This is a genomic window from Paractinoplanes durhamensis (genome assembly GCF_016862175.1).
Classification (GTDB): Bacteria; Actinomycetota; Actinomycetes; order Mycobacteriales; family Micromonosporaceae; genus Actinoplanes; species Actinoplanes durhamensis.
On the sequence record NZ_BOML01000019.1, the window covers coordinates 177017 to 197857 of the forward strand.

Annotated in this window: 17 protein-coding genes; 6 read left to right on the top strand and 11 right to left on the bottom strand. The window is 71.8% G+C overall.

The genetic code is table 11. The features are described from left to right. Positions 1-23: 23 nt before the first annotated feature. On the bottom strand, positions 24-3506 hold the full coding sequence (locus Adu01nite_RS10595) for an ATP-binding cassette domain-containing protein (RefSeq protein WP_203726408.1): 3483 nt from the start codon (positions 3504-3506) through the stop codon (positions 24-26). A gap of 115 nt (positions 3507-3621) precedes the next feature. On the opposite strand from Adu01nite_RS10595, the gene Adu01nite_RS10600 reads away from it, so the two are divergent. Further along, positions 3622-4572, top strand: a complete 951-nt coding sequence (locus Adu01nite_RS10600) for an aminoglycoside phosphotransferase family protein (protein ID WP_239132283.1) — start codon at positions 3622-3624, stop codon at positions 4570-4572. Positions 4573-4694: 122 nt separating this feature from the next. On the opposite strand, the gene Adu01nite_RS10605 is transcribed toward Adu01nite_RS10600, so the two are convergent. Continuing rightward, a complete protein-coding gene (locus tag Adu01nite_RS10605) occupies positions 4695-5876 on the bottom strand; it encodes a metallophosphoesterase (protein ID WP_203726409.1) in 1182 nt (393 codons plus the stop codon). A gap of 16 nt (positions 5877-5892) precedes the next feature. Further along, entirely contained in the window at positions 5893-6573 is a 681-nt protein-coding gene (locus Adu01nite_RS10610) for a nucleoside/nucleotide kinase family protein (RefSeq protein WP_203726410.1), read from the bottom strand. 138 nt (positions 6574-6711) lie between these two features. Here Adu01nite_RS10610 and Adu01nite_RS10615 point away from each other — a divergent pair, with 138 nt between their 5' ends. Next, positions 6712-7827: a ScyD/ScyE family protein gene (locus Adu01nite_RS10615; protein ID WP_203726411.1), complete on the top strand. Its 1116-nt coding sequence runs from the start codon at positions 6712-6714 to the stop codon at positions 7825-7827. 62 nt (positions 7828-7889) lie between these two features. Here Adu01nite_RS10615 and Adu01nite_RS10620 read toward each other — a convergent pair whose 3' ends face one another. From Adu01nite_RS10620 to Adu01nite_RS10640, 5 genes are all read right to left on the bottom strand, one after another. After that, a complete protein-coding gene (locus Adu01nite_RS10620; protein WP_203726412.1) occupies positions 7890-8561 on the bottom strand; it encodes a hypothetical protein in 672 nt (223 codons plus the stop codon). Positions 8562-8629: 68 nt separating this feature from the next. Next, positions 8630-8869, bottom strand: a complete 240-nt coding sequence (locus Adu01nite_RS10625) for a hypothetical protein (RefSeq protein WP_203726413.1) — start codon at positions 8867-8869, stop codon at positions 8630-8632. A 360-nt stretch (positions 8870-9229) separates the two neighbouring features. Continuing rightward, a complete protein-coding gene (locus Adu01nite_RS10630; protein WP_203726414.1) occupies positions 9230-10582 on the bottom strand; it encodes a glycosyltransferase family 2 protein in 1353 nt (450 codons plus the stop codon). Continuing rightward, complete coding sequence (locus Adu01nite_RS10635) at positions 10579-11904, bottom strand: glycosyltransferase family 2 protein (protein WP_203726415.1); 1326 nt, start codon at positions 11902-11904, stop codon at positions 10579-10581. The genes Adu01nite_RS10630 and Adu01nite_RS10635 overlap by 4 nt, the downstream gene beginning before the upstream one ends. Before the next feature lie 21 nt (positions 11905-11925). Continuing rightward, positions 11926-12924: a glycosyltransferase family 2 protein gene (locus Adu01nite_RS10640; protein ID WP_203726416.1), complete on the bottom strand. Its 999-nt coding sequence runs from the start codon at positions 12922-12924 to the stop codon at positions 11926-11928. Between the two features lie 776 nt (positions 12925-13700). Here Adu01nite_RS10640 and Adu01nite_RS10645 point away from each other — a divergent pair. Together Adu01nite_RS10645 and Adu01nite_RS10650 are read left to right on the top strand one after the other, a co-directional pair. Next, positions 13701-14636 (top strand): sulfotransferase domain-containing protein, encoded by a 936-nt coding sequence (locus Adu01nite_RS10645; protein ID WP_203726417.1) that lies wholly within the window; start codon positions 13701-13703, stop codon positions 14634-14636. A 65-nt stretch (positions 14637-14701) separates the two neighbouring features. Further along, entirely contained in the window at positions 14702-15610 is a 909-nt protein-coding gene (locus Adu01nite_RS10650; protein WP_203726418.1) for a hypothetical protein, read from the top strand. Positions 15611-15827: 217 nt separating this feature from the next. Here the strand turns inward: Adu01nite_RS10650 and Adu01nite_RS10655 are convergent, their stop codons facing one another. Further along, complete coding sequence (locus tag Adu01nite_RS10655; protein ID WP_203726419.1) at positions 15828-17312, bottom strand: GGDEF domain-containing protein; 1485 nt, start codon at positions 17310-17312, stop codon at positions 15828-15830. A gap of 59 nt (positions 17313-17371) precedes the next feature. On the opposite strand from Adu01nite_RS10655, the gene Adu01nite_RS10660 reads away from it, so the two are divergent. After that, on the top strand, positions 17372-17890 hold the full coding sequence (locus tag Adu01nite_RS10660) for a response regulator transcription factor (RefSeq protein WP_239132284.1): 519 nt from the start codon (positions 17372-17374) through the stop codon (positions 17888-17890). Positions 17891-17935: 45 nt separating this feature from the next. Here the strand turns inward: Adu01nite_RS10660 and Adu01nite_RS10665 are convergent, their stop codons facing one another. Then, entirely contained in the window at positions 17936-19027 is a 1092-nt protein-coding gene (locus Adu01nite_RS10665) for a M20 family metallopeptidase (RefSeq protein WP_203726642.1), read from the bottom strand. A 150-nt stretch (positions 19028-19177) separates the two neighbouring features. Between Adu01nite_RS10665 and Adu01nite_RS10670 the strand changes: the two genes are divergently transcribed. Next, complete coding sequence (locus Adu01nite_RS10670) at positions 19178-19780, top strand: TetR/AcrR family transcriptional regulator (protein WP_203726420.1); 603 nt, start codon at positions 19178-19180, stop codon at positions 19778-19780. Here Adu01nite_RS10670 and speB read toward each other — a convergent pair. Further along, complete coding sequence (gene speB / locus Adu01nite_RS10675; protein ID WP_203726421.1) at positions 19742-20776, bottom strand: agmatinase; 1035 nt, start codon at positions 20774-20776, stop codon at positions 19742-19744. The genes Adu01nite_RS10670 and speB overlap by 39 nt on opposite strands. Between the last annotated feature and the right edge of the window lie 65 nt (positions 20777-20841).

The following is a 20841-nucleotide window of genomic DNA, read 5'->3' on the forward strand; positions in this document are numbered from 1 at the left end:
CCCGCAGCTTTCTCAGCTCCCGCTCAGCCGGCCAGGTGGCCCCAGCGGTGCTCCAGCTCCGGCCAGGTGCCCTGATCCTCGACCCGGCCGCCGATCAGGATCACCACCTTGTCCGCCTGGGCCAGCGCCGCCCGTTTCGAGGTGGAGCCGACCACCGTCACGCCGTGCTCGCGCAGCGCCCGCCACAACTCCAGCTCCGTCGTCACGTCCAGGGCGGACGAGACGTCGTCGGCGATCAGCAGTTCGGTGCGCGGCGCGAGGGCCCGGGCCAGCGCCAGCCGCTGCAGCTGGCCGCCGGACAGCCGGGTGCCCTTGTGCCCGATCAGCAGCTGCAGGCCGCCGCCGGACGCGGTCAGGTCGTGGTCGAGCTGGGCCGTGGACACCGCGTCCGCGGCGTCCAGCTCGTGGCCCAGCCGGATGTTGTCGGCGACCGTGCCGGACAGCACCCGGGGGAGCTGGGCGACGTAGCCGACCTGGTTGGGCCGCAGGAACAGCTCCGGCTCCACCACGTCCTTGTCGTTCCAGCGCAGCTCGCCGGTGTGGTGCACGATGCCGGCGAGCGCCCGGAGCAGCGACGACTTGCCGGCCCCGACCGGACCGACGACCAGGACCAGCTGGCCGCGGTCGACCGTGAGGTCGACGTCCTGCGCGCCCACCGTGCCGTTCTCGTGGACCGCGCTGAAGTGCCGCAGCTCGAGACGGTCCAGCGGGTTACGCGGCGCATTCGGCGGGGCCGGCGCGGTGCCCTCGGAGATGTCCACGCCGGGAACCTCCGCCGTGTACTCGGAGATGCCGGTCATGGCGACCGTGCGGCGGGTCCAGACCCGGGCCGACGGCATCTGCGACACCAGCGACGCGGTGGTCCAGGCGAACCATCTCGCCGCGCCCAGCGTGGACACCGCGACCAGGGTGGCCGCGGCGGTCAGGTGCCCGCCGAGGTAGAGCGCCCACGCCAGGATCGGCAGCAGGCCGCTCGCCAGCGCCGGTGTGGACCGGGCCCACACCTGGATGACGATCTCGCGGCGCTGGCGGTCGCTGCGGGTCGTGTCCAGGTCGGCCAGGTGGTTCAGCACCGGCTCGGTCGCGCCGGCCAGCTTCACCGTGCGCGCCGCCGACAGCGTCGACACCAGCGCGGTGGCGAACGCCGCCCGGGACGCGACCGTGCGGCGGGCCGCCGTTTCCAGGCGCGGGCCGAACAGGGTCGCGGCCAGGCCGGAGAGCACCATCGTGCCGAGGAAGAACAGGCCCGGCACGATCGACTGGGACGCGAGCGTCATCATCGCGATGAGGATGAGACTTGTCACGTTGTCGATCAGGTTGTCGGCGAGGAAGACCACCCGCTCGGTGTCGCCGCCCTGCGCCACCACCTCGGCCGGGGTGTGCTTGCTGACCCGGCGCGGCCCGATCTGGCCGTGCACCAGGCGCAGGCTGATCCGCAGCATCTGCCGCACCCACCACTCCGGGAACCAGACCCCGGTGTAGTAGAGCGCGGGGATCGCCACGATCAGCCCGGCCGCGATGCCGATCGCCGGGTAGAGCGGGTTGCCGACGCCGTCGACCACGTGGACCCACAGCACCGGCAGCAGCGCGCCGTCCAGGCCCAGCCCCATCAGCACGACGTAGAGCGCCACGGCGCCCAGACCGTACCGCGGGTCGTTGGTGGCCAGCCGCACGATCTCCCGCATGGTGCGGGCGGGCGGTGCCTCGGGCAGCGGCGGTGGTTCGACCGGGGGCAGCGTGTTGGCCAGGGCGTCGGCACCCAGCTCGACCCGGGCGGCAGTGTCCCAGTCGCGCTCGGCCACGGCCACCCCGCCACCGGCCGTGGTGGCCGCCGGGACGGGGAGGCTGCTGCTCGCCATCAGCTCGGCGAAGCGCCGCGACTCGGGCAGCGGCCCGGCCTCGAGCACCTTGCCGTCGGCCAGCACGACCACCTCGTCGCAGCGCTGCACACTCGACAGGCGGTGCGCCACGATCACGCCGATCCGGCCGTCGAGCAGCCGGTCGGTGGCCCGCTGCACCCAGGTCTCGGTGACCGGGTCCATCCGGGCGGTGGCCTCGTCGAGGATCACCACGTGCGGGTCGCGGACCAGGATGCGGGCGAACGCGACCAGCTGCTCCTGACCGGCGGACAACTTGTAGCCACCCTCGCCGAGCTTGGTGTCGATCCCCTCGGGCAGGCTCTGCGCCCACGGGGTCAGGCCCAGCTCCGCCAGCGCGTCGGCCGCCCGGGGCAGCAGCTCCCGGTCGAACAGCGCGATGTTCTCGGCCAGGGTGCCGGCCAGGATCTCGGTGCGTTGCGGGACGATCGCCGTCCAGCGGCGCAGGCCCTCGATGTCGAGGTCGGTGAGGTCGCTGTCGCCGAGGAACACCGTGCCGCGCGGCACGTCGACCGCCCGGGTGAGGACCTTGGCCAGGGTGGACTTGCCGGAACCGGTGCGGCCGATCAACGCGTACGACCGGCCGCGGGCGAACGTCAGGTTGACGCCGTGCAGGGCCGGCGGCCGCCCGCTGTCCGACTCGCCGTAGCGGAAGGTCAGATCACGGACGGTCAGGTCGCCGTCGACCGGCGGGCGGCCGCCGGTGGGTTCCTGCGGCACGTCCTGCAGCAGCTGCACCCGGCTCCAGGCACCCAGAGCGTTCTGCAGCTCGGGAACCATCCGGGTGACGTGCTCGAGGGTGCCGCCGAAACCGAGCGCGAGCAGCCACACCGCGGTCAGCCGGGCACCGCTGATGTGCCCGCTGAGCAGCCCCCACGCGCCGCCGACGACCAGGATCGCGATGAGCGACCGGGTGATCGTGCCGGCCGCCATGGTGATCCGCGACGAGGACCGCCAGACCAGCCGGCCACGGCGCAGCACCTCGCTGGCCCGCTGCGCGTAGAGCCGCCGCACATACGGCGCGGCGAGGCTGGTCCGCACGTCGTCCTGCCCGTGGATGGACTCCTCCATCACGGCGGCCAGGTCGCTCCAGGACTCCTCCTCGCTGATCCGCATCGGCGAGATCCGCTGGATCGGCTTGTTCATCGTGAGGAAGAGCAGGATCGACACGAACACCATGCCGACGCCGGCCGGCCACCAGGCGAAGAACGCCGTGATGATCGACAGGGTGGCGACGGCCACCGACTGCGCGATCCGCACGCCGCTGCCGCGCAGCTCGGAACCGACCGCCGAGACGTCGGAGTCGATCCGGTCGAGCAGCTCGCCGACCGGCGTGTTCTCCAGCGTCGGCAGGTCCTGCCCGAGGGCCACCCGGTTGAGGCCGCGGCGCACCCGGGCGGCCCAGTCGGCGGTCAGGCCGGCCGAGACCAGGCCGACCACGACGTCGCTGAGCACGGACACCACGAGCGCGGCCGCGAGCACGGTGAACAGCGAGAACGATCGATTGACGAGGACGGCGCCGGCCAGTGCGAGAGCACCGGCCTGCCCGGCCGCGCCGAGCAGGATGAGCAGGGCCACCAGGCCCGTGCGATGTCGGGACGTGGCCCACAGGTCGCGAAGCAAGCGCATGAAACAACCCCTGGGGCTCGACGGTTGGGCGGTGACTCCATCCTCCGGATGCGCCGGAAACTCTTCAACGCAATTACGTGGCCGCGAAATATCACGTGTGTCACCATCGGCGTCCGTGGGAGATGTTCCGGCCGCCGTGCGGGCCAAGGCCCGAGACGCCGGCGCTTCCGCCTGGCTGGAAAACCTCCCCGGGCTGGTCGGCGATCTCTGCCGGGAGTGGGAGCTGCGGCCGGGCGGGGTGTTCGGCGACGCGACTGAGGCGTACGTCGTGGAAGTGACCCGAAAGAATGGCACGCCCGCGGTGCTCAAACTGCTCGTGCCCCGCCCCGGCGCGCCGGCCGCGCACGAGATCACCGTGCTCCGGCTGGCGGCGGGCGAGGGTTGCGGCCGCCTTTACGAGTACGACGTGGGCAGGGGAGCCCTGCTGCTCGAACGGCTCGGGCCGTCGATGGCCGAGCTGAACCTCCCGCAGCCGCGCCGCCTGGCGATCCTCGCCGATCTGGCCGCGGCGCTGTGGCGGCGGACCGACGCCGAACTGCCGACCGCGGTCACCCGGCTGGAGTGGCAGATGCACTACATCCGTCGACAGTGGAGGGAGCTGGGCGAACCCTGCAGCCGCGCCGCCGTCGACCAGGCCCTGGCCGCCGCGGAGAGCCGCCGCCGGGCGTGGGATCCGGGCCGAGCGGTCCTGATGCACGGCGACGTGCACCAGTGGAATGCACTGAGCGTGGCCGTTGAACCTAGCCTCCTAGGACGCCCTGCGCGGGGTGCGGCCGGACACGGGGACGGCGCGGGCAGGTTCCGGCTGGTGGACCCCGATGGGTTGATCGCCGAGCCGGAATGCGACCTCGGGGTGCTCATGCGCGAGGACCCTCTCGAACTGATCGACGGCGATCCCTGGGAGCGGGCCCGGTGGCTGGCCGCGCGGACCGGCACCGACCCGGTGGCGATCTGGGAGTGGGGGCTGGTCGAGCGGGTGGCGACCGGCCTCGTGCTGACCGTGGCGGGCGTGCAGCCGGTCGCGGCCCAGATGCTGGCCGCGGCCGACGCGGTCAGCCGGCTTTGAGGGTCGGCAGGCTTTAAGGGTCGGCAGGCTTTAAGGGCCGGCAGGCTTTAAGGGTCGGCAGGCTTTAAGGGTCAGCCGGCCTTGAGGGTCAGCCGGCCTTGAGGGTCAGCCGGCCTTGAGGGTCAGCCGGCCTTGAGGGTCAGGAGGGTGATCTCGCTCGGGGCGAAGATGCGGAACGGCGGGCCCCAGAAGCCGGTGCCGCGGCTCGTGTAGAGCTGGGTGCGGTCGGAGTGCCGGGACAGGCCCTGCAGCACCGGCTGGTCCAGCCGGACCAGGTAGTGGAACGGCCACATCTGGCCGCCGTGGGTGTGGCCGGAGATCTGCAGGTCGACGCCGTGCGCCACCGCCCCCTGGATCTGCGCGGGCTGGTGGGCCAGCAGCAGGATCGGCAGTTCCGGGTCGGCGCCGGTCAGCGCGGCCTCGTGGTCGGTGTGGTGGCCGGGGACCCCGGAACCGGCCGCGGTGCGGTCGTCGACGCCCGCGATCACCAGCGAGTAGCCGCCGCGGGTGACCACCAGGTGGCGGTTGTGCAGCGCCTCCCAGCCGAGCGACGCCATGTGCTCGACCCAGCGCTGGGCGCCGCTGAAGTATTCGTGGTTGCCGGTCACGTAGACGCGGGCCAGCGACGCGCGGATGTCGGCCAGCGGGGCGGCCATCTCGCGGCGCTGGGCGACCTCGCCGTCGGCGATGTCACCGGTGTGGGCGACCACGTCCGGGTCGAGGGCGTTGACCGCCACCGTCACGCCGCGCGACCAGCGGGCGCGGTCGATCGGGCCGTAGTGGGTGTCGGTGATCAGGACCAGGCGCAGGCCGTCGAGGGCGGCACCCAGCCTGGGCAGGGTGACGTCGATACGACGGATTCGCGGGACGCGCATGGCCTCCGCGTACCCCCAGAGCAGCAGGACCAAGGCGATCACCGTGACCACCGCGGTGGCGATGCGGGAGCGAGCCGGCGAGTCGACGCCGACCAGCCACAGGACCAGGGTGAGGATCTGGCCGATGATCGACCAGACGAACAGGACCCAGACGACGCCGAGCGTGGTGTCGGCGATCTTGGCCGGGCCGTCCCGGTGATGGCGGCCGTGACCGCTGAACATCAGCGCCGGGAAGCCGGCGGCGACCCCGGCGAACACGATCGTGCCGAGCACCACGACCGGTGTCGGCCAATGGTTGCCGCTCATGATCAGCGTCCACCAGGGCACGCCGAAGAGGAGCAACAGGACGGCTACGACAATGAGCGCGAAGCGGGCGGCCCGGGAACGACTACGCCTCGGTTCGGTCTCGACGGTTTCACCCACGGACACGTGAGAAGCATGCCACTCAGGCGGGTGGAGTGCCGACGCGGTGGATCAGATCGGCCGGGACGACCAGGTCGGCGCGGTCGCGGGTGGCGGCGATCACGGCGGCGTTGAGCTCGTCGGTGCCGGTGGCCCAGACCTTCGCGAGCGGCTCGGGCTTGCCGAACCGGACGTGCCGGGCGATCAGCCGGTCGAGGCGGGTGTCCTGGTCGAGGTCGGCATACCAGACCTCGGACAGCAGCGGGCGGACGGTTTGCCAGTGCGGGGTGTCCAGCAGCAGGTAGTTGCCCTCGGAGACGATCAGCCGGGCCGGCCGCTCGATCGGGATGGCCCCGGCGATCGGCTGCTCGATGGTCCGCTCGAAGCCGGGCGCGTAGATGATCTCGTCCTGGTCCTCGCGCAGGCGGCGCAGCAGGGCCGCATAGCCGAGTGCGTCGAACGTGTCCGGGGCGCCCTTGCGGTCGCGCCGGCCGAGCCGGTCGAGCTCGACGTCGGCCAGATGGAAGCCGTCCATCGGGACATGCACGACCCAGCTTCCCCGGGCCAGTCCGGCCGGCGGGTGCGGGGCGAGCGCGGCGACCAACTCCTCGGCGAGGGTGGTCTTGCCGGACGCGGGCGGGCCGGCGATCCCGAGAACCGCGCGGCCGCCGCCGGCGACCAGCGACCTCGCCCGGTCGGCCAGCGCATCGAACGTGAGGGTCATGGTCCCGAACGGTACCGGCCGGTCACCTGATCGGGGTCGGATCAACGACGTGGGCGCAGGCGCGGCCGTTCGGGCCATGGGCTTGACCTTCCCCCACGGTCAGGGTCCTGAATGTTCGCAAGAACTCAGGGGGATCAGATGATCACAAGACGTATCGCTCTCACCGCCGCCCTCGCGGCCGGTGCCGTGCTCGTCTCGGCGGTGCCGGCCGCGGCGGGTGGCGCTGCGGCACCGTTCCCGGTCGCTGTCGGGCTCGACAATCCGCGCGGTCTGGCCTTCGGCCCGGACGGCGCGCTCTACGTGGCCGAGGCCGGCCGCGGTGGCACCGGGCCGTGCCAGAAGGAGGGGCCCGAGGGTGGCCCGGTCTGTTTCGGTAGGTCCGGCGCGGTCACCCGGGTTTCGCACGGCCGGCAGAAGCGCATCCTGCGCGGGCTGCCGTCGCTGGCGTCGCCCGAGGGCACCGAGGCCGGTGGCGTCTCGGATGTCGCCGTCGACCGGCGCGGCACCCTCTGGTTCACGGTGGGCCTGGGCGGAAACCCCGACCTGCGCTCGCAGCTCAAGGAGCTCGCCGGCATGGCGAAGCTCTACAAGGTCGGTCGGCACGGGCCGTCCGCGGTCGCCGATCTGGGCGCGTTCGAGAAGCGGGCAAACCCCGACGGCGTCCAGCCACCCGACACCAATCCCAACTCGGTGGCCGTCGTGCGCGACGGCCAGGTGGTCGCCGACGCGGGCGGCAACTCGCTCGTCCGGGTCGGCTCGCGCGGGCGTGTGTCGACCCTGGCGGTGTTCCCGCAGCGCATGGTGCCGGCTCCGGCCGGCATTCCCGGCGGCCCGCCGGAAGGCACGCCGATCCCGATGCAGGCCGTGCCCACGTCAGTGGTGCAGGGCCCGGACGGCGCCTATTACGTGGGCGAGCTGACCGGTTTCCCGTTCGTCAACGGCAAGGCGCGGGTGTGGCGGGTCCGGCCCGGTCACCAGCCGATGGTCTACGCCACCGGCTTCACCAACATTATCGACCTGGCCTTCGGCCCCGATCACCAGCTGTACGTGCTGGAGATCGCGAAGAACGGCCTGCTCTCCGGCGACCAGACCGGCGCGTTGATCCGCGTCGACAAACACGGAAAGCGGAAGGAGGTTCTGTCCAAGGGGCTGACGGCGCCGGGCGGTCTGGCGATCCGCGGGAAGTCCGCATTCATCAGCAACTGCAGCGTCTGCAAGGGCACCGGCACCGTGCTCCGCGTGACCCTGCACTGACATGCCGGGCCACTCCGGGTCGCGTTGGTCGCGCGCCGGGTTGCTCCCCGGGCCGGGCCGGGTTACTCCGGCGGGGCGCTGGTGGAGAGGCCCATCCGTAGGCCGGCTACGCCGGCTGGGGACAGTGGGCGGGCCGTGGCCCGGCTGAGTTCCTCGCGCACGCTTGCCGGCAGCTCATCGGCGAGCGTGCGCAACCGGGGGTAGAGGTCGAGCACGTCACGGTGGGTGAGCGCGCCGACGCCGATCAGCAGGCCGTTCACCGAGCCGGCGTCGCGGGCCAACTCGGCGCAGAGTTCGAGGCGCCAGATCGGGTCGTGCACATGCGACGCGAACTCGCGGGCGATCCGGTTGCCGGCGGGGGAGGCGACCTCGAGCCGGGCGTGCCGGCCCGAGCGGGCCAGGACGGGGGCGAGGCGGCAGGCGATGCCGAGCATGCGGGCGAGTTCCGGCACGGTCAGCACCTCGAGGCCGAGCGAGCAGGTGGCGCACAGCCGTTGGTAGGTGCGGGCGTGCACGACCGAGGCGGGGCGTGGGCAGTCGCCTAACGGGCCGCATAAGCGGTCCAGGATTATCTCGGCGAGCGTGCCCTCGTGGTCGAAGCGGCCCACGCCGAAGTAGGCGGCCGGGCGGCTGCGGTAATGAGCCAGGGCGGTGCGGGCGCTGACATAACCGTCGGGTTCGACGCCGATGCGGGGGACGCCGTTGTCGGTGTGCAGCTGGATCAGTCGGAACATCTTCGTCGCTCCCGGTGGTTGAAGCGCCAACGTCTTGTCCGGGATTACGGGTGCCGTGAGGTGTCGGTTCAGTCCTCACCGCGAGTGAACGAAAAATTCTGTCTGCGCTGGTGACCGGTAAACCGGAAGCAGTCGAAGGTTACGGCGTGTAGTGCGTAGACGCCAGAGCTGATGATCATCCACATGGTCGCAAGAACCGCACCGATCGTCGGGTCGAGTGTGTTCCAGGCGGCGGGCAGCGTCACGGTGCCGAGGATCAGGGCTGCCGCGGTCGCGGCCTCGCCCAGTCGGAGAGGATCGATGGACATGGCCGTAGCCTTCCGGGTCGCGGGGGACCGCCGCTTCGGTCCGGAGCGGGATCTGAACCTACGACTTTCGGCAGAGGTTCCAAAACGGGTAAACCCCACATAGGTGATCAATTACCCCACCCGTGGGACCGCCCGGCGCCGCACGGTAGCCCTATGGAGTGGCCCCGACGCAGCGAGTTCCAAAGCGGACAGCCCGCCTATGCCATGCGCCGACCCACCGACCGTCCATACCCGGCTCAGCGGCGCGGGATGTGCGCGACGGCCGCTTCACGCCCCGAACCCGGCCCGGCCCGCGCGGCGGGGTGCGGTGCGGCGGGGGTGCGGTTGCGGCGGGGTGCGGGGATGACAGCCGGCTGATGGTCAGCCGAGGGGGCGCTTGGCCTGGCGGCGGCCTCTCAAGTAGGCGCTCGGGCCGGAGAGCATGCCTCGGCGGTTGGCCTTGCGCAGGTGTCGCGGGAAGTCGTCGCGCGGGGTCTGTGACTGGGGGGTGTACCTCGTGGCCAGCTCTCGCAGGGCGGTGGGGGCCAGGCGGAGCAGGGGCCAGATCAAGGTCGGGCGGCGCAGGACCAGGCCTGTGTAGGCGGCGGCCAAGCCGGTGCCGTGGCTGACCATGTGTTCCTTCAGGCCCTCCAGGTCTCGGCGGTGGTAATGGTGGGTCAGCGCCGTGGGCTGGTAGACGATCGTGCCGCCGGTGATCAGGACCTGGGTGAAGGCCAGCGTGTCCTCGCAGTCCATCGCGGGGGTGCCGGCACCCAGGGCCGTGTCGAACATGCCGATGCGTTCGATCACGCCGGGGCGGAATGTCATGTTGGCGCCGACCGCGAACGGGGGGACGGGGTACAGCGGGCTCTGTTCGCTCGTGGACTTCGGGCCGAAGACGGCGGGGACGAAGCCTCGGCCCTTGATGTGGCCGCCGAACTGTTCGAACCACAGCTGGGCCCGGGTCTCCAGCTCGGCGGGCAGCGTCACGCCGGAGATCACGTCGGCGTCGGGGTGATCGTCCAGGGCTCTCGCGATCTCGGCCAGCCAGTGGCGGTCGGCCACCTCGTCGTCGTCGATCCAGGCGAGGATCTGGCCGGGGGCGTTGCGGACGGCGGCGTTGCGTGCGCAGGAGAGGCCGGGGGCCGGCTCCAGGAGGTAGTCGACCCGACCCCGGCGGGCGGCGGAGCGCACCACCTCGGCGGTGGCCTCGCCGGTGGGGGCGTTGTCGACGACCAGGATCCGGTAGGCGGGGTAGTCCTGGGCGAGCAGGCTGTCCAGGCAGCGGGCCAGGGCGCCGGGGCGCTCCCGGGTGCAGATCACCACGGTGATGTGCGGGGCGGTGGCCAGCACCTGGCGGCGGCGGGTCAGGAAGGTGGGCTCGGTGGCGGGGACCAGGCCGTCGATCGGCAGGGCCTCGCCCAGGCGGGGGCGTAGCTGGTCGCCCAGTACCGCCTCGATCGCGGCGCCGAGGTCGGCCGGGCGCAGGCCGTCCTCGGGCACGTCGACCAGGACGGTGCCGAGCGGCTCGGTGAACAGCCGCACCAGCGCCCAGGCCTGCCGGACGCGGCGGCCGTCGTGGTGCACGGCCGGTACCGACGGCAGCGGGTCGGCCAGGTCCACGTCGAGGACCACGGCGGGCAGCTCGGCGGCGGTCGGGGTGATCCGGGGTGCGGTCAGGATCGGGACGTCGCGCGGCGGCGGTGACCAGGAACGGCTGAGGCCGGAGTTCATCGGGCCGTGGCGAGCGCCCGGCGCGGTGCGCGCCGGGTGTGGAAGGACTCGACGGTGGCGCCCACCCCGGCGGCGGCCAGGCCGGCCAGCATCCCACCGGCGCGCAGCAACCGACCGGCGTCGCGACCACGCAACGCGGCCCCGAAATTGTGCCCGACCGCCCGCAGCCCACTGCGACCCCCGGTCGCCGGCCCGCTGACGCGCGCCGACCGTCCGGCGTCGCGACCGCGCAACGCGGCCCCGAAGTTGTGCCCGACCGCCCGCAGCCCGCTGCGACCGCCACCGGTCGCCGGCCCGCTGACGCGCGCCGACCGTCCGGCGTCCCGGCCGCGCATGGCGACACCGAGGTCACGGGCGACGGCACGCAGCCCGGGGGTGGGCAGGGTGCGCGGCACGCGTCCGGCCTCTTGGCCGCTGAGCGCGGCGCCGATGCTTCGGGCAACGGCACCCAAGCCGAGGCCGCCGCCGCCGGCGGCGGGCCGGACCGGGTCGGCGGCGGGCCGGCCGTTGCGGGGGACGAGCAGACCGCCGCGGGTGGCAGGCAGGCGGGTATGGCGGGCCGGCGCCTCGTCGCGGGCCGGCATCGGAAGGGCCGGCGCGGGAAGGGTGGAGGCCGGCCGAGTGGACGTCGGCATGGTGGTGGGGAGCAGGGCGGCGGTGCGGACTCGGCCGCGGCCCTCCTCGTAGCAGCGGCGCAGGAACGCGCCGAACGTGGTTCCGGTGGCCGGGACCAGGTGGCGGATCACGGCGTCGGGGGCGTACGCCCAATGGCCGCCGGTCAGGTCGGTCAAGCGCAGGTAGAAGTCGGTGTCGGTGCCGGTGGTGAAACCGCCGGCCTGGCGGAACGGAACCCGGCGCAGGACCGTGCCGGCCGGCTGCAGGCCGCGCGGGGCGGTGCCGGCCGCCCAGCGGAACTCCTCGGGCAGCCAGCCGGGGCGCGCCGTCTGCCACTCGGCGGTCACGTCGGTGCCGGCGCCGATCACCGCGGGGCTGGTGAACTGCGCGATCAGGTGGCTGAGCCACCGCGGGTCGGCGACGGTGTCGTCGTCCAGGAAGGCGACCAGCGACGTCTCGGCGTGGAACGCCCCGGTGTTGCGGGCGCCGGACAGGCCGGGGAGGCCGTCACTCTCCAGGACCGTCACGCCGGCCAGGTCGCGGCGGACCCGGCGGAACAGGCGCGGGTTGTGGTCGACGACCACCACGACCTCGGCGGGCTGGACGGTCTGGGAGCGGGCCGAGGCCACCGCCCGGACCAGCGTGTGCCAGTGCTCGGCCGTCTGGGTGGGGACGACCACGGTTACTGCGGGGCGGGTCAATTCCATGGGGGGTGCTCCAGGGGGATGTCAGTCCTCGATGGCGGACGGCATGCGCAGCGGCTTGATGTCGCCGGTGCGGGTGCCTACCTCGCGCTCGCGGGCCGGGGGATTCATCGGGGCGGCGGCCGGGGGGACCGTCCGGGTGATCTGGGTGCGGGTGATCGCGGGGCGGTTCTCCATCTGGCCGTAACCGCGGGACTCGGCGGTGGTGCGCTGGTGCACGATCACGCCGTCGGGGCGGCGGACGCCGGTGCGGTGGTGGCGGCGCATCCGGCCGTACTCGCTGAAGATGGTGCGCAGCACGCGGAAGCCGTCGCGGAAGGTGTTGAGGTTGCTCTCGCCGTGGATGCGGGCGTGCTCGATGCTGCCGACCTCGCCGACCTTCATGCCGTCGGCGGCCGCCCGGATGTTGATCATCGTCTCGATCTCGAAGCCGTCGCCCCACAGCTTGCTGCCGTCGCCGGGCTGCGGCAGCCGGGTGTCCGGGAGGTCGAGGGCAGGCACGACGCTGCGCCAGAACGCGTTGTAGCCGTAGCAGAGGTCGGTGAACTTGGTGCCGAACAGCACGTTCACGACCAGGTTGAGGCCGTCGTTGCCGAGCTTGCGCAGTTGGGTGATGTCGTGGCTGTGGCCGCCGTTGGAGAACCGCGAGCCCTTCACGAAGTCGGCGCCCTCGACCAGCTGCTTCACGAACAGCGGGATCTCCGCCGGGTCGGTCGACCCGTCCGCGTCGATCATCACGATGATGTCGCCGGTGCAGGCGGCGAAACCGCAGGCCAGCGCGTTGCCCTTGCCCTTGCGGGTCTGCTGGACGACGACCACGTCGGGGCGCAGCTCGAGCGCCACCGCGACGGTCCGGTCGACCGAGCCGCCGTCGACCAGGATCACCTCGGTGACGCCGGCGGGCAGGGCGGCGAAGACGTGCGGGAGGTTCCGCTCCTCGTTCAGGGCCGGGATGACCACGCTGACCGTGGGTGACGCAGAACTCTCACCGAACGTGTTTTCACTGCTCGCTGAAAGCTCCATGTGCGTTCCTCCTGTGCTACGGCCAAGCAACTTCTCAGCAGATTCCGGGCGCAGAATCGCAGGTCGCTTGCGTATGGAGACCAACCTAGCAAGGTGTTACACAGCGTCAACTGACCGAATAGACAGCCTGGCCGGGTCCGGCCGGTATATGCCTGGCCAACCGGATGACCTGCGGAGTTCACTTTTCGCCCCAGAAAATGATCTGGTTCACACAAGTCACGTGGAGTAACGGACTCGCTGCGTCTTTAACCGACAAAGCGCAGACAAAAGGCAAAACTGACAATGCGCCTTGAGTACGCCTAAAGCCGGGCAAGACAAATATGACGGAATTGACGGGGTGAACTGTGTCACCGCACGTCGACATTACGAAGCGTGACGCGCCCAGTGCGGAAGTAGACACGTACGGGTGACGGAAAGATCGCGAACGATGGATACTTTGCCGGTATGGGGACCCCTGTAGGAACGGGCCCGTAGCTTTCGGGCGCCCTTACCGTTGGTGAAACGATGAAGGCTGAGGAAGCACACTGTGTTTGCGGACATCCGCGTCGCGCCCACGACCACCACCGGCGGGGGACCGACTGCGCCCTGTGCGGCGCGGGCGAGTGCCCCCGATTCCGACCCGACGTCTGGTGGCGCCGACTGGTTCCGAGGCGGTGAGCGCCGGCATCCCAGCACGTGGCAAGGGGTCGCGAAAACCTACTAAGTCTGTAGGCTAACCCTCACTTCGAGCGGCCGGGCGTGCTTGGCCCGCCCGGCTACGACAGGAGGGACTCGCGATGTCTCTGCCGGATTTCCTGATCGCCGGGGTGCCCAAGGCCGGCACCACAGCGTTGCATGCGGCACTGCAGCCGCATCCGTCGCTGTTCCTCTCGGCGGTCAAGGAACCCAAGTTCTTCCTCTCCGACGGGCCGCCGCCGCGCCACGGCGGTCCCGGCGACGTGCAGACCTACCAGGAGCACGTCTGGCGCCGGAAGGACTACGAGGCGCTGTTCGCCCCGGCGCCGGCCGGCACGCTGCGCGGCGAGGCAACCCCGTTCTACCTGTACGACCTGAATGCCCACGAACGCATGGCGGCGCTGGTGCCGGAGGCGCGCATCGTGCTGCTGCTGCGCGACCCGGTCGACCGGGCCCACTCCAACTGGACCCACCTGTGGATCGCCGGGCTCGAGTCGGAGGCCGACTTCCTGGCCGCGTGCCGGGCGGAGCCGGAGCGGATCGCGGCCGGCTGGGCCGACTTCTGGCACTACGTCAACCTGGGGCTCTACGGGCGGCAGCTCGAGAACCTCTACAAGCACTTCCCGCGTGAGCAGGTGCTGCTGCTGCGCTACCGCGATCTCAAGGACGACCCGGCCGTCACGCTCGACCGGGTCTGCGCGTTCCTGGGGGTGGAAACCGGCGTGCTGTCGGCCATTCCGAAGGAGAACGTGAACCGGCACGTGGTCGAGGACAGCCCGGTCAACGCGGTGCTGCGCCGGCTGCTGCGCACAGGTGGTGAGTTCGGGCATCGCTTCCCGGTGCCGCTACGGCTCGCCGCGCGCGGCCCGCTGCTGACCCTGCTGCACCGTAAGCAGGGGACCAGGCCGGTCACCACCCCCGAGGAGCGGGCCGCGCTGCTGCCGCTGTTCGCCGAGGACATCGCTTTGCTGCAGGATGTCACCGGCGAGCAGTACGACGACTGGCTGTCGGTGGACCGACACGCCAACGCCCGGTAATTCCTGCCTTGCCGATAGAACGCGCATGCTTGTCCGGATGTCGCCCCATTTCGATAGGAGCCGCCTTGTCCACCGGGATCTCAACGCTGCCGCTGCCCCGCTGGGAGGAGTCCGCCGTGGTGGTCCCGCCACCGGGTGACGAACCGGGGGCGTGGTCGGGGGCGCCCAGCTCGGTCGCCACCGACGACGGCGTCTACCTGGCCTACCGGGTGCGGCTGCCGATCGGCGAGGGCCGGGGGATCTCCAACGTGATCGCCCACGCGGCCGACGGGGTGACCTTCACGCCGGTGGCCGAGGTGAGCAAGGAGCAGTTCGGGGCCGAGTCGCTGGAGCGGCCGGCGCTGGTGCGCACCCCGGAGGGGCGGTGGCGGCTCTACGTCAGCGCCGCCACCCCGGGCACCAAGCACTGGCGGGTCGACCTGCTCGAGGCGGACACCGTCGAGGGCCTGCCGGACGCGACGGCGCGGACGGTCCTGGCCGGGGACGAGACGGTCGGCGTGAAGGACCCGGTGCTGCACCACGACGAGGCCGGCTGGCACCTGTGGGCCTCGGTGCACCCGCTGGAGAGCTGGGACGACGCCGACCGGATGACCACCGAGTACGCGACCAGCCCGGACGGGGTGACCTGGACGTGGCGGGGCACGGCGCTGGCCGGCCGCGCGGGGGAGTGGGACGCGCGCGGCGTGCGGGTGTCGTCGGTGCAGGTCGACGGGGACGAGATCACCGTCGCCTACGACGGCCGGGCCACCGCCGCGGAGAACTGGGAGGAGCGCACCGGGGTCGCCCGCGGGCAGCGGCTCGCGGACGGCAGCTTCGGGCCGCTGACCGCCGAGGGTGAGCCGGTGGGCAGCCCGCACGCGCCGCACGGCCTGCGCTACCTGAGCATCGTGGACCTGCCGGCCGGCGGCCGGCGGATCTACTACGAGGCCACCCGGGCCGATGGGGCGCACGACCTGCGCAGCGAGCGGGCCTGATCGCGTTTATAGAAGAGCGGGAAGCAAAATGGCGGAGCTTCTCCTTGTGGGAGTGGCTCCGCCATCGACAGTGCGGCCGTTTACCGCGCGCACCTGCTCACCTGGGAACGCTAGGCGACCCCGGTTCGGGGCGAACGGCCGCCCCGCCCGATCGTGATCGCGCTCTCACCCGGCGGCACGGACGGTTTTCCCTGCACAACACCCGGTTACCGGTGAGTCAGTTGGCGGGCACCGCGGCCGGGACGAACCGCCGGACGGTGCCCTTGCCGGCCGACTTCGCCGCATACATCGCGGCGTCGGCCTCCCGGATCAGGGTGTCCAGGGTCTCGCCCGACCGGCTCAGGGTCAGGCCGATGCTCCCGCCGATCTTGACGGTGGTGTCCAGCACACCGATCGGGTGGGTGATCGACTCCAGGATGCGGTGGGCCACGGCCAGGCCGGCCGGCTCCGCGTCGAGCTCGGTCAGGATCAGCACGAACTCGTCACCGCCGAGGCGGGCCACCAGGTCGGTGGGGCGGATCGCCGCCCGCAGCCGGCCCGCCACCGCGATCAGCACCTCGTCGCCGGCCGCGTGGCCCAGGTCGTCGTTGACCGGTTTGAAGCCGTCCAGGTCGAGCAGCAGCACCATGCAGCGGCCGGGGTCGGCGGCCACCAGCTCGGCGCCGGAGCGGTGAAAGTATCCGCGGTTGGGCAGGCCGGTCAGCGCGTCGTGGTCGGCCTGGTGGGCCAGCTCCGCCTGCTGGCGTTCCAGGGTGATCGCCAGCCGGCCGACGATCGCGACCGTGATGAACTGCCGCACCAGCACCAGCATGAACGTCACCAGCAGCACCCACACCAGCACCGAGCCGAGCCGGCCGGTGCGGATCTGCTCGGCCGCGCTGGCACCGACGGCCAGCAGGATCGGCACGTACGGCAAGAAGGCCCACCGGCCGGAGATCATCCGTTCGGTGCCGGCCGGCACCGGGCGCGGCGTCTCCAGGTGGCTGGTCACCGCCACCAGGCCGGCCGCCAGCAGGTAGCCGGCCCCGGCGCCCAGTGAGTACCACGGTTGGCCGTTGACGTTGCTGCGCAGCGCCAGCATCGCGGTCAGGGCCAGGACGACGGCGGCCACGCCGAGCAGGCGCGGGGCCCGGCCGGCCCGGGTGGGCAGGTTGCGGGACATGGTCACCAGGGCCACCGCGGCGGCGACGATCTCCGGGCCGATGAGCATGGTGGCGAAGCCGTAGGTCATCCCGTCGGTGCCCCGGTCCTGCGCCGGCACCAGGACGTAGAGCCAGGTCAGCGCGTAGACCGCGCCGGAGACGGCGGCCACGTCGATCAGCCGGCGGTACCGCTCGGCGCCGCGGACCGGCGGCGCCAGCAGGTGCATGCCCACCGGCAGCAGCAGGGCGGCGCCCACCGACAGCACGCCGGCCGGGGTGATCAGCACGGTCGGCGGGGTCAGCTCGTCGATCAGGAACAGGACGTTGCCGGCCGACCAGAGGGCGGCCGAGGTGGCGCCGACGGCCACCGCCACCTGCGTGCGGCGGGTCTGTTCGCGGCGGATGCGGCGGGCGTAGGTGACCGCGGCGCTCGCCAGCAGAACGGCGATGAGGGTGTCGGAGACGGCCCGGCCCAGCCACTCGGGGAGCGCCGGCACGACCGCCTGGAACGTGCCGGCCAGGGCCACCACCGCCAGCAGGGCCGCTCGGGTGCGCATCATCGGTTCTTCGCACCCGACGTGCAACACGGGATCTTCTGCGACCCGCTCAGGATCCGCCGATGATGCCCCCGCTCGAACGGAACGTCACCCTCACCGGTCAGGAGACAGCCGTGGTTGCTGCCGCATCGTCCACCATCCCTACCTTCACCGTTCCGTCGCTGTCGCTGGTCGCGCCGGTCGCCGAATGGGTCACCGACGTCGCCGACCCGACCATCCTGGTCGCCGACGACGACGAAGGCGTGCGCGACCTGGTCGCCTACAAGCTTTCGGCGGCCGGCTACAACGCGATCACCGCCGGGGACGGCACCTCGGCGCTGACCATGGTGCACCGCGAGCAGCCGGACATGGTGATCCTCGATGTCAGCATGCCGGGGCTGGACGGGCTCAGCGTCTGCTACGAGCTGCACTCGTCGGCGTCCACCGCGCAGATCCCGGTGCTGATGCTCAGCGGCCGTGACCGGCAGGTCGACATCGACCTCGGGCTCACCGTCGGCGCGGACGACTACCTGGTGAAGCCGTTCAGCCCGGCCGAGCTGATCCGGCGGGTGCGCTGGCTGCTGCTGGCCAACGGGGACTGAAACGACTGCCATGATCGCATTCTGTTGCAGACGGGCGACCATTCGTCATCCGTCGAAAGTCTGCAGAAACGCGACCAACGCGTCGTGATACGGCCGCAACGTCGGAAGGTCGACGAACTCGTCGGGCCCGTGCTGGCCGTCGCCACCCGGGCCGAAGATCACCGCGTCGATGCCGAGGGCGTGGTAGTAGCGGCCGTCGGCGGCGCCGTGCTTGCGCAGCAGGCTCGCCGGATGGCCGGTGGCGCGGATCGCGTCGCGCAGCGCCCGCACACCCGGGCCGGCCGGGTCGGCGTGGTGCGGCGGGCCGAGCGCGTCCACGTGCGCCTCGACCCCGGCGACCTTGGTCAGATGCGTGGCGACCTCCTCGGCCGTGCGGCCCGCGAAGTCCGGATCGGACGGCGGGTAGCGGATGTCCAGCCACGCCGTGGCTTCGGCGGGCACCTGGTTGTACGCACGGTTGGGGGTGTCCAGACGGGCGAGGTTGACGGTGGTCGTCCACGCCTCGCTGACCGGCACCGGATAGGCGGCCAGCACCCGGGTCACCGCGTCGGTCAGCGTCAGCAGCGCGTTGCGGCCGAGCCACGGGTACGCGGCGTGCGCGGCCCGGCCGGTGGTGGTCAGCCGGGCGTGGCAGATCCCCTTGGACTCGGTGACCACCCGCAGGCCGCTCTGCTCACCGATGATCACGAAGTCGCCGCGGACCCCCTCGGCCAGCTGGTGGCCGGTGCCGTCGGCGCCGCCGACCTCCTCGTCGGTGACCAGCTGCAGCGCGATCGGATAGGGCAGATCGGCGGCCAGCTCGCGGAACACGCCGGTCAGGACCAGGGCGGCGGCCTTCATGTCGTGGGCGCCGCGGCCGTACAGGCGGTCGCCGTCGCGGCGCGGCACGAACTGCTCCGGCGGCGCGGGGACGACATCCAGGTGGGCGTTGAGGATGACCCGGAACTCTCCCGGGCGGCCGGGCGGGTGCAGCAGGGCGCTCGGCTTGCCGTTCGAGGTGAACTCGCGGACCGTCCAGCCCGGGCCGGCCTCGGCCAGCACCAGGTCGAGGGCGTTGCGCAGCTCGGCCGGGCGGTCGGCGGTGGACTCGATGGCGATCAGCGCGGCGATGCGGTCGGTGATCGTTTCCGTCCACATGGTCACCGAACCAGAATGGCCGCATTCCGTGCGTGACGGAAGTCCTCTTCGCCCGGCGGCCGGGGACGGCCGCAAGGGTGCGGTCAGCCGATCCCTGCGCCGGGGACTCATTCCACGCTCGTACGCAAAGGGTCGTGATAGACATGCGCCGTGAGTGAGGTGACCGCGGGGAAGCGTGCCGGCGTGCTTGCCGCCGCCTGTGCGGTCGTCGCGGAACGCGGCGCCGATGCCACCCGCTTCTCCGACGTCACCGCCGTGACCGGCGTGGGGGTGTCGACGTTGCAGTACTACTTCGGCAGCCGCGAGGACATGCTGATCGCGGTGTTCCGGTATGCGGCGCAGAGCGACTTCGACGCGGTGTCCGAACGACTCGCGGCCGCCGCCGATGCCTGGGCGAAACTGCTGGTGATCGCCTCGCATCTGACCGGGGCGGTGGGCAGCGACACCGGCTGGCGGCTGTGGGTGGAGTCATGGCGATGGGCGCTGCGTGACGAGGAGTTGCGCGCGGAGGTCCTCGGTGATTACACCCGGTGGCATGAGCTGCTCGCCTCGATCATCGCGGCAGGGGTCTCGGCCGGACGCTTCGCCTCCGCGGCCGCGCCGCTGGATGTCGCCCGGCAGGCGCTCGCGCTGATCGACGGGCTGGCGTTGCCGGTGGCCCTCGGCGATCCGCAGGTCACCGGGGAGATGGCCGGTGACCTGCTCGCCGATGGGCTAGGCCGGCTGGTCGGGCTTCGTGCCGCGGCCCTCTAGCAACGGGGTCGCGCGGTTCCATCGCGGACCGGTACCGTCCTTGCGACGGCGGGCCATCCCGGACAACGCCTCCAGGACGACGCGGTTGCCGAGCATCGCGGTGATCTCGGCGTGGTCGAACGGCGGCGACACCTCGACGATGTCCATGCCGACCACCGGCAGCTCGTGGCAGATCCGGGAGACCGCGTCCAGCAGCTGACGCGCGGTGAGGCCACCGGGCTCGGGCGTGCCGGTCCCGGGCGCATGGCCGGGGTCGCACACGTCGATGTCGACCGAGAGAAACACGCCCTCGCAACCATCAAGAGCAATCTCAAAAGCCTGATCGAGTACGGTGTTCAAGCCCTTCTCGACGATCTCGCTCATGTGGAACGAGTTCATCCCCTGGTCGGCCATCCAGTCCAGGGTTTCCGGGCCGGGCCAGTAGCCGCGCAGCCCGACCTGCAGGAAGCGGTCGCCGCGCACCGCGCCCGACTCGATCAGCCGGCGCATCGGCTGGCCGTGACCGTAGAGCGAGCCGAACTCGATGTCGCCGGTGTCGGCGTGCGCGTCGAAGTGGATGACCGAGATGTTCCCCGGTGTTTCCTTCGCGACCCCGGCCACGTCGGGCCAGGTGACGGTGTGGTCGCCGCCGAGGATGACGGGAATGGCCCCGTTCTTCGTGATGACGGCGACGGCTTCCTCGATCGTCGCGCAGCTGCGCCGGACCTCGCCCGAGTAGACCTCCAGGTCGCCGGCGTCCTTCACGACCAGGTCGTCCTTCAGCGCGTCGACCCGCATCGCCATGTGCGGGCGCGAACCGTCGTGCGGCAGGTAGTCGGTGCCGCGGATGACCTGCGGGCCGAACCGTGCCCCGGGGCGGTGCGAGGTGCCGCCGTCGAAGGGGGCACCGACGATCACGACGTCGGCGTCGGCGTACGAGGCCGGCTCCTGCCAGTCGCACGCGGGGACGCCCAGGAAGGTGTAGTCGGGGCCGAACATGGGGCCGTAGCGGGTCATGCGTACGGACTGTATAGCCATACAGTATGGGAGTACAGCGTTTGTGCCGGAGCGTCGGCGGGTAC